The organism is Streptomyces olivoverticillatus (assembly GCF_014203555.1).
GTDB lineage: Bacteria > Actinomycetota > Actinomycetes > Streptomycetales > Streptomycetaceae > Streptomyces > Streptomyces olivoverticillatus.
Genome location: NZ_JACHJH010000003.1, coordinates 289,013 through 304,863 on the forward strand (window position 1 = coordinate 289,013; position 15,851 = coordinate 304,863).

14 protein-coding genes are annotated in these 15,851 nt (G+C 66.5%); 6 read left to right on the top strand and 8 right to left on the bottom strand.

Features of this window, described 5'->3' with window-relative positions; genetic code table 11:
* Positions 1-14: 14 nt before the first annotated feature.
* Complete coding sequence (locus tag FHS39_RS11810; RefSeq protein WP_184349220.1) at positions 15-1,262, top strand: glycosyltransferase; 1,248 nt, start codon at positions 15-17, stop codon at positions 1,260-1,262.
* Between the two features lie 688 nt (positions 1,263-1,950).
* A complete protein-coding gene (locus tag FHS39_RS11815; RefSeq protein ID WP_184349221.1) occupies positions 1,951-2,514 on the top strand; it encodes an IPT/TIG domain-containing protein in 564 nt (187 codons plus the stop codon).
* A 352-nt stretch (positions 2,515-2,866) separates the two neighbouring features.
* Here the strand turns inward: FHS39_RS11815 and FHS39_RS11820 are convergent, their stop codons facing one another.
* The 6 genes from FHS39_RS11820 to FHS39_RS25840 form a co-directional block, all read right to left on the bottom strand.
* Entirely contained in the window at positions 2,867-4,132 is a 1,266-nt protein-coding gene (locus tag FHS39_RS11820; RefSeq protein WP_184349222.1) for an IS701 family transposase, read from the bottom strand.
* A gap of 537 nt (positions 4,133-4,669) precedes the next feature.
* Complete coding sequence (locus FHS39_RS11825) at positions 4,670-5,062, bottom strand: DUF4265 domain-containing protein (RefSeq protein WP_343069523.1); 393 nt, start codon at positions 5,060-5,062, stop codon at positions 4,670-4,672.
* A 165-nt stretch (positions 5,063-5,227) separates the two neighbouring features.
* Positions 5,228-6,318 (bottom strand): IS630 family transposase gene (locus FHS39_RS26040; protein WP_425507770.1). Its coding sequence is split into 2 segments (ribosomal slippage): positions 5,228-5,829 and positions 5,829-6,318, totalling 1,092 coding nucleotides; the frame shifts between segments, so codons are not numbered across the junction.
* A 46-nt stretch (positions 6,319-6,364) separates the two neighbouring features.
* Positions 6,365-6,817, bottom strand: coding sequence for an iron chaperone (locus tag FHS39_RS11840; protein WP_184349225.1), 453 nt, complete (start codon positions 6,815-6,817; stop codon positions 6,365-6,367).
* A gap of 539 nt (positions 6,818-7,356) precedes the next feature.
* Entirely contained in the window at positions 7,357-7,827 is a 471-nt protein-coding gene (locus FHS39_RS11845; RefSeq protein WP_184349226.1) for a hypothetical protein, read from the bottom strand.
* 280 nt (positions 7,828-8,107) lie between these two features.
* Complete coding sequence (locus FHS39_RS25840) at positions 8,108-9,376, bottom strand: outer membrane protein assembly factor BamB family protein (protein WP_184349227.1); 1,269 nt, start codon at positions 9,374-9,376, stop codon at positions 8,108-8,110.
* 1,052 nt (positions 9,377-10,428) lie between these two features.
* On the opposite strand from FHS39_RS25840, the gene FHS39_RS25140 reads away from it, so the two are divergent.
* From FHS39_RS25140 to FHS39_RS11870, 4 genes are all read left to right on the top strand, one after another.
* Positions 10,429-10,857, top strand: a complete 429-nt coding sequence (locus FHS39_RS25140; protein WP_221462684.1) for a hypothetical protein — start codon at positions 10,429-10,431, stop codon at positions 10,855-10,857.
* A 484-nt stretch (positions 10,858-11,341) separates the two neighbouring features.
* A complete protein-coding gene (locus FHS39_RS11860) occupies positions 11,342-12,175 on the top strand; it encodes a hypothetical protein (protein WP_184349228.1) in 834 nt (277 codons plus the stop codon).
* A gap of 66 nt (positions 12,176-12,241) precedes the next feature.
* Positions 12,242-13,591, top strand: a complete 1,350-nt coding sequence (locus FHS39_RS11865; RefSeq protein WP_184349229.1) for an FG-GAP-like repeat-containing protein — start codon at positions 12,242-12,244, stop codon at positions 13,589-13,591.
* A 65-nt stretch (positions 13,592-13,656) separates the two neighbouring features.
* Entirely contained in the window at positions 13,657-14,151 is a 495-nt protein-coding gene (locus tag FHS39_RS11870; protein ID WP_184349230.1) for a hypothetical protein, read from the top strand.
* Between the two features lie 468 nt (positions 14,152-14,619).
* On the opposite strand, the gene FHS39_RS11875 is transcribed toward FHS39_RS11870, so the two are convergent.
* Positions 14,620-15,489: an IS3 family transposase gene (locus FHS39_RS11875; protein ID WP_184349231.1), complete on the bottom strand. Its 870-nt coding sequence runs from the start codon at positions 15,487-15,489 to the stop codon at positions 14,620-14,622.
* Positions 15,486-15,794, bottom strand: coding sequence for a transposase (locus FHS39_RS11880; protein ID WP_184349232.1), 309 nt, complete (start codon positions 15,792-15,794; stop codon positions 15,486-15,488). Before FHS39_RS11880 ends, FHS39_RS11875 begins: the two co-directional genes overlap by 4 nt.
* Positions 15,795-15,851 lie beyond the last annotated feature (57 nt).

Below are 15,851 nucleotides of genomic sequence, written 5' to 3' on the forward strand. Positions count from 1 at the left end.
AGGCACAGCCGACCATGCGCGTACTGATCGCCACCGCGGGATCGCATGGGGACGTCGTCCCCTACACCGGCCTGGGGCTGCGTCTGCGGTCAGCCGGACACGAGGTGTCCATCGCCACCCACACGCGCTCCGCCGAACTGATTCGCCGCTGCGGCCTGGGCTTCCATCCACTGCCGCTGGACGATCAGGCCATGGGCGAACCAGGACGGCAACCGGGAGAGCAGGGCCGTGGCGTTCGTCTCCCCCCGGCCCAGCAGATGTGCCTGGCACGCCAATTGGCACCGAAGCTCGCCGATGCGGTGGCCGATGCCTGCGCCTCCCATCCCGAAGTCCTCCTGGTCTCGGGAAGTCTGGCACCCCTGGGGCTGACGGCAGCGGCTGGTCTGCGCCTGCCCAGTATCGGTGTCTTCCTCCAACCCCTGGCTCCCACACGTGAGTTCCCCCCGGTCGTCCCCGGCATGCCGTCCCTGGGCAGGCTCGGCAACCTGGCCGCGGGACACTGCGTCCAGTCCGTGCTGGCAACCGCGTTCCGGCCCGGGGTACGCCGGCTGCAACGCCGGCTGGGGGTAACACAAGGAGCCCTACGGCGCCGGCGGGCAAGCTGGCAGGTGTACCACGGCTTCAGTCCGGTGGTGGTCCCCAGACCTGCCGACTGGCGGCCGGGCATGGAGGTGGCCGGTTACTGGTGGCCGCCGCAGGCCCTGGGCTGGGAACCGGAGCCCCGGCTGGCGGAGTTCCTGCGGTCCGGCCCACCGCCGGTGTATGTGGGATTCGGCAGCATGGCGGGGGTCGGCCCGGAACCGGTCGGGCGTTGTGTCGCACGGGCCCTCGAACTCGCCAGGGTACGCGCGGTCGTACAGGCCGACTGGGCCGGTCTGTCGATCGAGGGGGACGATGTGCTCACCATCGGCGAGGCCCCGCACACAGAGCTGTTTCCGCTGATGTCGGCGGTCGTCCACCATGCGGGCGCTGGAACCACGGCGGCCGGTCTCCGCGCGGGGGTGCCGTCCGTCCCGGTGCCGGTGATGCTGGACCAGCCGTTCTGGGCCTCGCGTCTGGTCGCCCTTGACGTCAGTCCGGGCAGCATTCCCCTGCGCCGGCTGTCCGCCGAAGACCTCGCCGCGGCCATCCGGAAGGCGGTGTACGAACCTCGCTACCGCCGCCGAGCACGGCAGCTGGCGGCATCGATCAGGGCGGAGGACGGCGCCGGCCCCGTCCTGGCCGCGGTGGAGCGTCTGGCCGACGGAGGACGCTCCGGATAGCGGGGCTGCTTCACAGGCCGGTGCGGTTGCCGAGGTATCCGGTGTCCCTCCATGCCCGTTCCGGTGAGCAGGTGTCCCGTCTGTGACCGCGCACGTCCGGTGGCAAAGCGACCCGGGCGGCACAACGGCGACCTGGGGGAGAGACCGGCTGGACGGACGACACGACATGCACCGCCGCCGCTGTGGGCGCCGACGGCTTCGCGCAGCTACCGGCGCGTGGCCGCCGCCGGCATGACCAGAGCGCCGGAGACATCACACAGCCTCCGCGCCCGGACCCGCACCTGACGCCCTGTGCGCCATTCAGGTGAACCAGCGTCAGCCCCCTTGTCCGGTGGCTCACGCTTATGGGGTACTGGATTCACCCAAACCGGTGGGTCGCCCCTCGCTCTCCGAAACAGTGACGCGGCTCGCGGTTTCTTCGCATGACTTCGCGCGGACGTCACGTCGCGGGTCCGCGGTGTTCGCGGACCGGGTATCCCGGCGGACGGGCACCCTCGCGCAGGCTCCGGGTCCGTCGTCGGTGCGGCGCATCGCACGGGCGGCGCAAACGGTACGGCCCGGGAGCTGTCAGACGAACCGGCCGCCGCTTCGAGCATTCGACGCCCCCCACTGCGCGGGACCGAGGCTCGGGGCCGGCACACAGTCGCCGATCAGTCCCCCCTTGACACCTCAACGAGGAGGAACCGTCATGTCCACACTCATCCCACCTGTCCCAGGTCTTCAGGCGAACCTGCTCGCCACGACCCCGAGCATCGGGCTTCTCATCCCGATGGTCGGACCCGCTACCGGAGGCACCCCTGTCCTCATCATCGGATCGGGGCTCGCCAACGCCACGTCGGTCACCTTCGGCGGTACGCCCGCGACCGTCCTGTTCCAGGACCCGCTCGGGCTCCTCATCATCGCCCTGGCCCCGGCCCACGCCGCGGGTCCTGTGCAGGTGGTCGTCACCACGACCAGTGGCACCAGCGCGCCTGCCCTGTTCACCTACCTGACCCCGGCACCTCCGATTGCCGCCCTCATCACCCCGAACACCGGTCCCGCCGCCGGGGGCACCCCGTTCACCATCACCGGCGTCAACCTCACCGGTGCTGCGGTAACCTTCGGCGGCATTGCCGCCACCGGGGTGACCGTCGACACGACGGGCACGATCCTGACCGGTGTGACGCCCGCGCACGCGGCCGGCAACGTCCCCGTGATCGTCACCACTCCCGGAGGCAGTGCCCCGGTGCCGGGTGGCTTCACCTACGTGTGATCCCCGCCTGTACGGAGTCACCAAGTGCGGGCGTCGTCAGCACGCCGTACGCGCTGAAGGCTCTGCACCGGGAACTCGGTGACGGCTGGACAGCCGAGGACGGACGCCGACTTGTCACGACACCGTACGCAGCGGGCTGCACCATCGCAGCCCGCTGCAAGCGGTTGGCGACGGAAAGGGTCCGGCCGGGTGTGCGGCACAGCTTGCTCCCGGTGCCGGGACAAGGTGCCGGAGTACTAGTAGGGCTTGGTCAGGTTGGTGTGAGTGTGGGTATGTCGCGGTGACAGGTGGGGCAAGCGCCGGTCCAGACCGTGAGGAAGGGTCTGCAGTTCGCGGACGACCTGGTAGAGGGTCAGGCCGGCGCTGTTTCTTTTGGGGCTCTGGCCAGGCGTTGGAGGGTGCAGAAAGCGTGGGCGGCGGAGACGAGGGTGACGTGGTGGTGCCAGCCCTGCCAGGTCCGTCCTTCGAAGTGGGCGAGTCCCAGGGCTTGTTTCATCTCGCGGTAGTCGTGCTCGATGCGCCAGCGGAGCTTCGCGAGCCGCACCAATGTGGTCAGCGGGGTGTCGGCGGGCAGGTTCGAGAGCCAGAACTGGACTGGTCCGGGCTCGGTGGCGGGCCATTCGGCCAGTAGCCAGCATGCGGGCAGTTCCGCACCGCGGGCAGCTTGGCGGACCTTCCGTCCGGCGGGTCGGATCCGCAGGGCGGTGAACCGTCCGTACATGCGCTTCAGGCCGCTGCGGCCGGTGCCGCGTCGGGAGCCCTCGCGCCACTGAACGGACCTGGCCGCGGCGCGTCCGGCGTCGGTGACCAGCTCTTTCACGCTTCTGGCTGCATCGGGGTACTTCGCTGCCGGCGGGCGGCCGGTTCCGCCGTAGGACGGGACGGCCGGCACCGCGTCGCCGGGGTGTGCGGTCACCGTGGTGGAGATGCCCACGACGTAGTGCAGCCCGCGTTCTTCGAGGCCGAGGCGGAAGGCGGCGGTGTCCCCGTATCCGCCGTCGGCGACGGCCAGGGGCACGTCGATGCCCCAGGACCGTGTCTCGTCGACCATGTCCAGGGCCAGCTGCCACTTCTCGACATGCCCGGTGCCGGCGGGGATGCCGCACTTCACGCGGCGGCCGGCCTTGTCCGGGTCGGCCTTCGGTGAGGACGGGTCCCAGGTCTCCGGGAGGAACAGACGCCAGTCGACGGCGGCCGACGCGTGATCGGAGGCCAGGTGAAGGGACACCCCGGCCTGGCAGTTGGTGACCTTCCCCGCGGTGCCGGTGTACTGCCGCGTCACGCACGCCGAGGCGTCACCGTCCTTGAGAAACCCGGTGTCATCGATGATCAACGCAGTCGGCTGGATGGCCTGTTCCATCTTCCACGCGAGACGGGCCCGCACGTGTGCCGGGTTCCAGGGGCTGGAGGTGACGAAGTGCGCGAGGGCCTGCCGGTTGCCGTCCGCCCCGAGCCGGGCCGCCATCGGCTCGACCGACTTGCGCTGTCCGTCCAGCAGCAGTCCCCGCAGGTAGGTCCCGCCCCACCGACGCTGATCCGCCCGCGCGAACGGCTCGAACACCTCCTCCGCGAAGTCCTCCAGATCACACCGGACCGCAGCCAGCTCCTCAGGCGTCACAACCGATCAACTGAACAACCGATCATCAGGACACGCCACTGCGGGATCAACCTGACCAAGCCCTACAAGCTCCGCTCACAGAACATCACACAGGAACCGATCCAAAACTGCCGCCTGAGGCCCATGGCACCTTGGACTCGTCTGTAACAGCGGTGATCAACGCCACGAGGTTGTCGGTCCAGCAGTCCGACTCCTTGGTCGCCACCCCGACACGGCAGACGCTGCACACGAGGTTGGGGCCGTCTTGGCCGGCGACTCCGCAGCAACCAACCAAACGCCGAGAATCGGGGTGCGGCGCAGTCCCCCGGAACGTCATCCGGATGCAAGATCAGGAGACTCGCATTGAAATTGACCTTGAAGGTCCCCGCGGTCATCCGGGGAGAGGCAACCTCGTGGGCCGCCGGCCGTTCAGGCCCCCTCAGCGGCCCCCGGGCACCACCTCGCTCGTCAAAGGCTGCCGGCAGTTGGCACAGCGAAATATGGTCATCCCGTTGCCCTCCTCGCCTCCGCGCCATGAAAGGTGAGCGACCCTGGCAGTTACCCCTCTGCCGTGGCCCGCCACGCGGCAGTGACACACCCTTCCTCCCAGTGCCACCACCCCTTGGCCTCCCCATGCTCCAAGAGCTTCCGGATCCGAGGCAGGTCCGCATGCGGTGGAACATCGAGAGCCACCATCCGGAACTGCTCGATCCCCTCACCGGTCGTGCCGAGGCGGTGGAACGTCTCCAGCACGGTCTGCCGGGCAGCCCCCGATCCGCCGTCCCTCAGGACGATCAGGCGAATGGTGCAGTTCTCCGAGGCCCGCACGGTCTTCCCGGCCCAGCGGACACCTTCATCGTCGCCCTCCACCCGGATGATGTCACCGCCGGCGACCCCGCGTACAAACCATGGAGTGTTGTCCAGACGCACGGTCCCGTCGCCAAGGTCCACCCCCCCACAAGCTCTCCACGCTCGCTGGCGGCCAGCCGTCCTCGTCTGACTCCAGCCGGAAGTGGACCTTCACGTGGTCGTCTCTGATGCCTGTCACCGCACCATCGTCCACAGCAACGACCATCGCTCTCGTAGCACTCGGACGCCCAAGTCGGCGGGGTGATGTCATGGCTGGCCCGCGATGAGGCCGGTCTCGGCGATGAACCCGTCGAGCAGGCCCGACCGGTACTGCATCCGTTTCAGACGGGTGCGGACCAGTCCGGCGAGTTCATCGGTGCTGCACGGAGCCAGGTTTCCCAGGCTCCTCTTCAGGTGCGCCCATACGCCTTCGGCAGGGTTGAGATCGGGGCTGTACGACGGGAAGCGGAAGACCGTCAGCCAGGCCGACCGTCGGCCGATCAACTCGCGCATGGTGGCGTCGACATGGTGGGTGTAGTTGTCCCACACCAGCACGATAGGCCCGCCGAGCTGCTGGTGAGCAGCTTCTAGGAGCAGGGCGAAGTCCCGCTCCCGGAAGCCCTTCTTCTCACTCTTGCGGCCATGGTGGACCAGCATCCGGAACACGAGCCGGGTGCGGTGGCCCGGTCTGCGGCAGACCAGGGCCGCCAGAGAGATGCGCCCCGAACCGGCGGCGCGGACGGTGACCCGGGGCGGGTGCCCGCGCCGGGACCAGGTACGCGCCCGCGGCGGCCGGAGCACCTGACCCGCCTCGTCCGCGAAGCGCAGCCACGCGTCCTGGCCCCTCACCGTCTTTCCACGCGCGGCCATGTCTCCTTCATCCAGGCGGCCACCGCCGTCTCGGTGCGCTCGGCTGCCCGGCGCCCTGGAACCTGCACCGACCAGCTCATCTGGCGCGGGATGCGCCAGGTCTGCGCAAGGCTGAAGCGGATATGGAACCGCCGGGCGATCACCGTGGCCACCCGCGCCAGCGTCCACCGCTGGTCCTCCCTCCAACCGTGCGCGGCCGGCCCCTTCTCCAGCTCCGCCGCCAGCCAGACACACCAGCCGGGCTTCATCCTCGAAGGCCGTCCGGACGGGCCCTTGGAACGCAGGGCATCCGCGCCACCCTGACGCCAGCGAGCGCGCCAGTCATAGGCCGACTTCCGGGAGGAGACCCGCAGGGGCCACGCGACCTGCGGTGACCTCACCCCTTGCGCGAATAACTCGGCGGCCTCGAAGCGCACTTGCTCCCGCTGAGCCCGCTGCTTCGCGGTCAGACCACCCCCGTCGGGATATCGCGTGCCACCGGGATACACCCACCACCGAAGATCACTACGACCCCTGATGAGACCGCCGACCGCCTCAGCTCACCGCTTGCTTCACGAGCGCACCGATCCGCGCCTCCACCTCGGCCGTCACCTCGGTCAGGGCGAAGCCGGCCGCCCACATCGTGCCCTCGTCCAGCTTCGCCTGGTCGCTGAACCCGAGCGTCGCGTAACGTGCCTTGAACTTCTCCGCGCTCTGGAAGAAACAGACGACCTTGCCGTCCAGCGCGTAGGCGGGCATCCCGTACCAGAGCTTCGGCGCCAGGGCCGGGGCGCTGGCTGTGACGACGGCGTGGACGCGCTCGGCCATCGTCCGGTCCGAGTCCTGCATCTCAGCGATCTTCGCGAGTACGTCCCGCTCCGCCTCCGCCGCCTTGTCCGCGTGCGAGCGGCGGCGCGCTGCCGTCTTCAGCTCTTGGGCGTGCTCCTTCATCGCGGCCCGCTCCTCGGCCGTGAACCCCTCGTACGCACTGTTTCCGGTGCTACTCATGACAGATCTCCCCCTTGAGGATCTTGACGTGCGGGATCTTGAGGGGACCTTATCCAGGCTCACTGACACCGGGCTCACGAGCGACCAGCACATACAGCAGTCGAAGGCCCCAGTCCGTCACCGATCACGGAGCGCGTCGATCAAGCTCACACGAAGGGTGGGAGGTCCATAAGGCAGGTTTGGCCGCACATCTGATCACGAGTGGCTGATTTCAAGGATCCCATCACCCTGAACCGAAAACCTCAGTAGCGCCCACCCAGGCATGCTTCGCCGGCGAGCCGCATTCGGTGGTGTGGTTGCTCTCGGGGCGATCATTCTGGGACTGCTGCTGACCACTTTCGTTGAAGAGAACCGGTACAGGGTTGCCAGGAGCGTCACGGCCCGATGGTGACTGGGCGGGCGCGCGGCAGTGTGGGGGAGTGCTGCGGGCGGTGGCCAGTTGGGGGCGGTGCGCGGTACGGACGGTGAGGGGCCGTCGGCGAGGCGGGGCCGGCGCAGGCTCATGGCATGGGTGGAGGGGCCACCGTCCCTCGAGGCGGTTACTTGCTTGCCAGGAGAACCGGGCAGTCCTTGGTGTGGACGACGAAACCGCCGAGGTAGGGGGTGTAGTCGTCCTCGGGCACCCAGGGCTTCTGGCACCCTTCACAGCGACCGCCGTCGGGTTCCTCATGGGTGGCCCGCGCCTCCATCAGGGGAGCGCACCGGCCGCACGAGGGTTTCGAGCAGACGTCGAACTGGTCGTCGCTGTTGAGGGAGCTGCGCCAGCGGTAGTGGTGGCAGGACTCGTCCGGGCCGTCCTGCGGGATCCGGCCCAGGGCCCAGCTGATCTTGGCGCGCGCACGCGCGAGCGCGCCGGGAACCGACAGGTCCTGCAGGAGTTCCGCAGCGTCCAGCAGCGCGTTGCATCCTTGGACGACGGCGGGGAAGTCGCTGGTGGGCGCCGGTATCTCCTGCCGTACGTCCTCGGCGTCCGCCGCGATGCGCCACTGTTCGAAATCGGTGCCATCCACTGGTTTCTCCGTTGCTTTGGGTGATTCGTTGCGTAGTCCGAAATGGACTGCGCGGGTCGGCGTGGCGGCCGTGTTGCTCTCACCGAGGCAGCAGGGTGGCGGCCAGCCGCTTGACGAACTGCGTCTCGACGCCGCTGCACCCGTCAAAAGCCCGGTGGCCAGGGCGTTGTGCGAGCCGGTGTCCACGAGGCCCGGGCGTTCCGGGCCGCTCACGGGGTATTGGTTCCTGGCCTCGGCTTCGACACGGTCTCGTGCTCTTGGCCGGCGCAAGGGTGGCTGGTCAGCCCACGGCGCGGTAGGCGGTGACGCCCGGGCCGTCCTTGGTGTGGGTGATGCCGACGTAGCCGTCTGCGATGTAGGGGGCGATCCCGGGCTGGTTCTCCTTGTCCTTCCCGCTGGCGGCGTCCAGGACGACGGGATTGCCGTTGGCCATCCCGTAGATCAGCCCGGCTCGCACCAGGCTCACCGTCGGTGCTACCCGTGTGCCGGCTGCGTCGGGCAGCCGCCACCGCTCCTGGCCGGTTTTGAGGTCGTAGGCGGCCACCTTGTGGTTCACGCTGCCGTCCACGCATACGGTGACCGCGGCGCCGTCGTAGGCGCAGTCGGAGCCGGGGGCGTCCTTGGGCAAGGTGTTGCGGATGGCACCGGTGGCTGCGTCGAGCAGGAAGTTCTGTGCGCCGTCGCCGTCCTGCACCTTCTCGTAGGTCATCACGGCATCCGGCCCCGCGGCGGAGAGCTCTTTGCCCGTCCGCGGCGACGTCCACGCATCCTTGCCGCTGGCCGCGTCCAGCCCCACAACCTGTTCGGTGTCGGAGTTCTTGCGCATCGCGACAATGCGGCCCCCGGCGACGACCGCACCCTTGCTGTAGGTTCCCGGGGCCACCCATATCCGCTGGCGGCTGGCCAGGTCGACACCGAAGAGCTGGCCGCGGGCGAAGACGACGACGGTGTCCCCGCCCCGGCCGACCACGTATGCCTCAGCCTGATCCCCGGCAGGGTACTCATCCGGCAGCGCGATCTCGGTGAACCAGGCCTTGGCGCCGGCGTTAGCGGTGTCCACCGCCATGAGCTCCACCACATCATGGGACTTGGTGGTCCCCGCACCGGTCACGCGCGTCACCACCGCGTTCAAAACCCACGTCTTCCGCCCGAAGGGAGTGATGAGCGGCGCCTCGGCGGGGTTGTCGGACGAGAAGCCGCCGCCCACGTCCTTCAGCTTCGTCACCGCCTCGTGCTCAGAGGTGATGGTGACCGGAAAACTCTTGGCATAGCCGCTCACCGCATCAAGTCCGTCCGGCCGCGAGATGAAAACCGCGCCGTTATGCAACGCCACCGGCATCGGGAACTGCTTCCCCATGGCGGACTTGCCCACACCCGCGGACTCCGGCAGCAAGATGCTCTGATCCAGCGAGAATCTCGTCGGCGCGGCAAAGCTCTTGGGAGACGGAGAGGCACTGGGCTTCGCCACTCCCGCTCCGCCCACCGCGCCCTTGTCACCGTCCGCGCCGCCGCCATTGCACGCGCTCAGCGTGGCCAGCGTGACGGCCACCGTGCCGAAAACAACGACCCCCGGAGTTTCATGAAAGCCCCCTGCTCGATCTCCGACTCAACCAAGGGAGCGTAGAGCACCCAAGCCCCAGCCCCTCCAACAGGCAAGTAGACCCGGAGCAGGACACGCTCCTCTCCAGGTACCGCCTGGACTGTGCAGGCACGGCGAGGCGGGGGCCCGGCGCCCCCGCACGAGCTACTGCGCCCGTGTGCGAACTGCTCCTCTGGGGATCCTTCATACAGGTGCAGGAGGGTCGGACCGCGGTGCGGGGAGCAGGAAGCTCCTTCACCGCCGCGAACCGCCTGGCAGAAGTCTCGCATGGGGGAGCCGACCATCCTAAACCGGTCCCATTACGCCCAACCGGGCCGCAGAACGCCCGCTGCGCCATCGAGTGGGCTGACGAGAACCGGATTCGTCACAACGGTCGGCCGACCTCGCCCTCGTGGCCGTCCCGCAGTCCCTCCAGACTGAGTCCCCACCCGATTCGAGTGCGCGCAGCAGTCCGGCGTTTCCCCGGACGGCGGTTGAAATCCAGGACCTCGTGCGCCGACGGCTGACGCGGACCCGGAAGACACGACTCCGCACTGTTCACCGCGCTCGGCACCTACAAGGCCACCCGCCACCTCGTCGCCGCCGACTTCGCGGAGTGCGCATAGACCAACTGCACGGCGCAGCAAACGACCCAGACCAGCAACGCGAACAGCACGGAGAAGCCCACGACCAGCCGGCAGCGCACCGCCACAGACCTCCCCGCAGGCACCCGCGTCATGTCCTCCGAGGGGCGACGGTGAACCGTCAACGGGCACGACATCGGACGCGTCGCCAACACCGATCACCCGAACTACGGCCGCGAGTACGTCGGCGTCAGCTGGGACGCAGTCGAGGGCGACAAGGGATGCAACCGACGCAGCCGCCCCTTCGTCGACGAGCTGACGATCACCGCCCCACCGGAGAGCCCTCGCCTCGGTGAGCGAGTCACCTACAAGTCCGGACGTCACACGGTGAACGCCATGGTCACCCGGCTCATGAACGAAGCTGGGCAGGTAAGCGTCGTGGCCGACGGAGACCGGACGGGGAGCATCCACTACGTTCGCGTTGCACCCGGATTGCTGACCGTGCAGGCGCTGGACATCGACAGTCTCCACGCCGCCGCCCTCTACGAGAACCAACTGCGCACCCACTTCATCGCCGAAGACGCCCGTCAGGGCGAGACCGTCATGGCCCATGAGATCGAGCACCAAGGCGAGCCCCACCCGCAGTCGGCCGACGAGGCCCCCACGCTCTTGACCGTCGAGGACGTCGCCCGCCGCCTGGCAGAGATCGCCCACCACCAGCACGACGACGAAGCCGCCCACAGCCTGGAGGACCAGCTCCACGCCGACGTGCTCCGTACCATCGCGGCCGGCGCACCCGACGCCGAGTTCCTCGCCGCGGCCGCCTTGCGAAGCGGGACCGTCAACTTCGCCCGCTGGACCGCCTGAGCCTCGCCCGGCGGCCACCCGTCGCCGGGCCCCACCGAGGAGCCCTCATGCGACTCTTCTGGCCCAACCTGACCTGGCGCAAGGCCAAATAGCCAAGCAGGTCATACCGCGCAACGAGCAGTGACGGCGCATGGGAGTGCAACCTCGACCACGGCGGCAGGAGTTGGCGCCTCCAAGGCCGGCAAGGCCGTGACCTCGCCATCTGGGCGACCGCAACAGCGCTGACAAGCTCCAGAGTCTCGCCGACGACCATGCCGCCGCCCCATGCCAAGCCGTAGACCGACTTCCGGCCCCAGAAGTGACCCCAAGACGAACAGCTGCAGTTCGCCGACGGGAGACAGCCAGGGTGCACAGCGGGACGCCTTGCGGCCGATGACGCAGAGTTGCCGATACCGGACACATCGCCATTTCGGTCATGGACATGCCTGACTTTCACCGCTAACCTCTCCTGGTTCACACCAAGTACGCACATCAGGGGAACTACGTGCGCAAGAGACCCAGACTCCTCGCAGGAGTCGCAGTAGTCATAGGCGCGCTGCTCGCGTCGACGCCCGCACAAGCCGCGCAAGGCACTAGTAAGACCTACAAAACGGTGTTCACGGCAGTCGATGGTGCCGGACCGGACGCAAAACCGGTAACCAAGCCATCGCGCCAAATACCCAAGTCGCTGGAAGACCGCCGTCGGGCCGTCAAATCAGCACCCGAGAGCCCAGAGGAAGTAGAGAAAAGGCGCCTCAGCCTCATTCGGCAGTCAAAGCGGAAGGGAATTTACACACCCGACAGTAATAGCCCTCAATTTTGCCACAATTCGCTGAGTGGCAGCCAGAAAGAGATGCACAAAGCAGTGGACCATTGGCGATACTGCGACATCCAACGCTACACGGTGGAATACAAAGAGTGCGAGAATGGAAAGTGCACAACCGTTGGAAAAATAAACTTTCGAGGGACGCTCGCAGGTACTGGCCAGCAAGGACTGAACGAATCGGATCGCCAGCTCCATTTCGAGGCACTGCTGGATGACCCCCGGGACTATGGCGCAGATCCCCGCCTCATGACGAAACCGCTGACGCTGGGCATGGTGTGTGCCGTAATAAAACCACGCGGCGCCGAGCCATGCCAACATGGCGGAAGTAATGGGCGATCCGATTCCATCGAGAAATGGATCGCGAACGGCTACGCCCGGTGGGATTTTAAGTTTCCGGCCGACTCCCTCACCGATCGAGACAAGCTAACACACATAGACTTCAATCTGATCGGAAGTCCTGGGGCGGCGGTGCCGGCTGAGGGATCCTGGGAGTCTAGCTCCGGCGGAGCCTGATGCGACTCAGCTCCATACATGCTGGAGCCTGTAGCCAGGAATACTTTCGGATGTGTATTTGATCAGGTGGCATCGATCTTCACGTTCAAATCGACGCCAGAGACCAAGGAATCAGCGAAACACATTTGGGAAGCACAGTACTACCCAGACCTTACACTCCCGCCGGCAAAGGTAAAGGACATTCCCGGGAGTATTGAATCAAGGAGGCCTCTGAATCGTCTATACGGGAAGAAAGAGAACGAATATAATCGAGCTAAGAGTGTCGCTGCATGCGGGAAGTGGTACGGCAAAGGCTACTCTTCCCAAAACGGCGGACAGGAGTGTGACGAATACCCATTCGCGTCCACTTATGAGGGATCCTGGACTGCCGACCAAAACCCCAAAGCTGGGTCTCACTTTTCTGTGAGGACCATCCCAAGCGCGGATAATCGAAAGGGCGGTAGCGACCTCGAAGAGTTCTATCGCGACAATCGAATCCTCGACCATGATGCTTTCTACGTCAAGGTCGTCAAGGAAGACGGCACTGATATGGCGCTTCCGGCTCCGCCTGTCCCGTCGCGGAAGAACCATGAGCCCATGGGCGACTTGAACGGTGACGGCAATGCAGACCTCATCGCAATCGACAGTGACGGCACGGGAAAGCTCCGCTTTTACGCAGGGCGGGGTGACGGATCACTCGCAGATCCGAAGCAAATCGGCAACGGAGGGTGGGCCCACGCGGCGATCACCCACGGCGGAGACTTCAATGGCGACGGCAATCAAGACGTAGTGGCACGCGTCGGAAGCGAACTCCGCCTATACCCTGGCAACGGCGACGGCACGGTAGGTGCGCCGCAGGTCTTCAAGGGGAACGGCGCCGGCTGGGACCCCTCCATCACCAAAATAATCACTGTCGATGATGCCACTGGAGACGACTATCCAGACGTGATAGCCATCTCCAACAACAAGCTCTGGCTCTACCCCGGCGACCCCGACAACAAGCCGGGCCTGAAATCGCCTATCCAAATCGGCGGAGCGGGCTGGGATAAGTTCGACCTCATCGCCCTCGACGACGTCGATGGAGACGGCTACTCAGATCTGGGAGCACGGAACCGGAACGACGGAATGTCGTACTTCTACCCTGGCCCACTCAATCATGACCTTTCTCAGCGAACCCCGATGATCCGCGAGCAAAGCGGAGATAGGGCCACGACAAGGCTCTATGACGGAGTCAATTTGCCCTTCATTACTTCCGCCCACGACAGCGACGGTAACGGCAGGATGGATATGTGGGGAATCGGAATGATGGGCAGAGGGAAGCTTAATTTCATCATGGATGATCCAAAAGTCGACAAAAACCCTCAGGGTGACTTCCCGTGGATCAGTCGGAGTAAGGAAGTCGGTAATGGCTTTAATGGCATTCTAGCCATCGGCTGAGTCGAGCCCGAAGCGCCATCTGCCGATTTGCGCTGAAAATTAGATTCCTATCTCTAGGAGTGTGTTTGAGTAGCATGCAAGTTCTAGCCTCAGCTGAATTTCGCCCCATTCTCTACCACGGCACGATCGAGGTTGGGCCTATCTGGTTCCGCCAGCGCCCTGAAAACGATAAGCATGTGGAAGGCCACGGGGATGGGTTGCGGCTTAACAGCTACGATCCCACCTTGTATCCAGAGGTGCGCCTGGAGCATATCTCTGGAAACCCGCACGGCTTGCCCCCCGGAAACTGGGACTACTCCCAGATAATCTCTCGTGTCACAGTCAAGGCCCCCGTGCAAGTGCTGAGCATGTTCGGCCAGAGCCATGGAGCACTTCCTCTGCCAGCCGGGCTGTACGACATGAGGATCCTCCTGCGACGCGATGAAATCGCAATCGAAGAGGACGACGAGCCCGACGAGTTCATCGACGACTTCGATGACGAAGAACTGGACATTTCCCCCGGGGACCCTGTCGAGCACTGGCTCATCCAGTTCTGGCCCGCCACCCAACCGACTGACTGAGTCAGGTTCTCTGAGAGTTGTTGGGCACTGTGAGCCCCCTGACCTGTCCTTGGGCGGGGGGCTCACTGCCACTGATCTGATCGAGTGTGGTCGCCGCGACCGGCTTGCAGACCTTCGCGAACGCGTGGCCGGCGTCATCGTCGCTGGCCATCTCCTCCTGGTGAGAGGGTTCTGCGCCCAGGGCGATCGCGGTGTCCCGGGCGCCCCTCATGACGACTTGCACCATACCCATGGATGCCTGCCTCATCCCCGAGGCAACGAGGTGCATTCTGTCCCCCACCGAGCATGACCACACGATCGCCTCGACGCCCTTGCTCCTGGGAGCCGCATCTGGATCTCGTCCCCCCTCGCGAGCGTGGCTATCGGAGACTGCGGCAGCACTTGATGAAGTGGCGGCCAAGGCGGGGTTCCTCCAAGGTCGCCCCTGGTGAGCTTGTTCCGCTTTGGCGGACACCATCGGTGTGGTGGTCAGGCCGCGAGGGCGGCCTCGTAGGCGGCGGGACTGCGGTAGCCGAGACTGCTGTGCATTCTGCGGAGGTTGTACCAGCTTTCGATCCACTCGAAGATCGCGGCGCGCGCAGCTGCCCGGCTGGGCCAGGGCCGGTCGCAGGGAAGTTCGCTCTTCAGGGTGGCGAAGAACGACTCGGCAAGGGCGTTGTCCCAGCATTGCCCGGTGCGGCCGACCGACAGCCGGATGTCGAACTCGTGGGCCAGTGAGGCGAATTCACGGCTGGTGTACTGGCAGCCGCGGTCAGAATGGAAGACCACTGCGGATGCCGGGCGACGCTGGGTGCAGGCCGTGCGCAGTGCGTCGGTGACCAGTTCGGTGCGCAGGTGATCGGCGGTGGCCCAGCCGACGACGCGCCGGGAGGCGATGTCGATGACCGTGGCCAGGTAGAGCCAGCCCTCCTCGGTCGCGATGTAAGTGATGTCGCCGCACCACCGCGTGTCGAGGGCGGGGCAGGGCCGGAAGTCACGACCCACAAGGTCAGGCCGGGCAGCTGCCTGCGGGTCGGGAACCGTGGTGCGGTGGTACCGCCTGAGGTGTCGGCCGGCCAGGCCGGCAGACCTTATGAGCCGGGCGACGCGGCGGCGGCCGCAGACGGTGCCCTCGTGCTGGAGGGCGGCGTGGACGCGCGGGGCTCCGTAGGTGCCACGTGATGCCGCGTGGACTTCCGTGATCCGCTCGGTCAGTTCCGCGTCGCGGACCGCACGGGGCCCGGGCGTGCCGGTGCGGCGGGCATAGAAGGCGGCTCGGGAGACCTTGAGCAGCTCACAGGCGCGTTGGACGCTGTGACCCGCCTGCTTCTCCGCCTCGATGAACGGGTGCACGTTCACCGGGTCTCCACAGCGAAGAAAGCCGTCGCACGCTTGAGGATCTCCACGTCCTCCCGAAGCCTGCGGTTCTCCCGCCGCAGCCGGGCCAGTTCCTCCTTCTCGGCACTGGTCAGCCCGTCCCGCTCGCCGGCATCGGTCTCGGCCTGCTGGACCCAGAACCGCACGGCGGTCTCCGTCAGGTCGAAGTCCTTGGCGACCTGGCCGATCGAGCGTTCACCCCGCTGGCAGAGCTCGACGATCTCGGCCTTGAACTCCGGCGTGAACGAGCGGCGAGGACGCGGCTTCTTCTTCCCCATGCTCTCCATGGTGGACATCCTTCCGGGGCCAGAGCCCCTGATCTCGGATGTCCGTCAAACCGAATC

Bases quoted from the DNA above. Each gene is read 5' to 3' on its own strand.
- FHS39_RS11810 (WP_184349220.1), top strand. From the start codon at position 15: ATGCGCGTACTGATCGCCACCGCGGGATCGCATGGGGACGTCGTCCCC.
- FHS39_RS11815 (WP_184349221.1), top strand. From the start codon at position 1,951: ATGTCCACACTCATCCCACCTGTCCCAGGTCTTCAGGCGAACCTGCTC.
- FHS39_RS11840 (WP_184349225.1), bottom strand. From the start codon at position 6,817: ATGAGTAGCACCGGAAACAGTGCGTACGAGGGGTTCACGGCCGAGGAG.
- FHS39_RS11880 (WP_184349232.1), bottom strand. From the start codon at position 15,794: ATGGAGAGCATGGGGAAGAAGAAGCCGCGTCCTCGCCGCTCGTTCACG.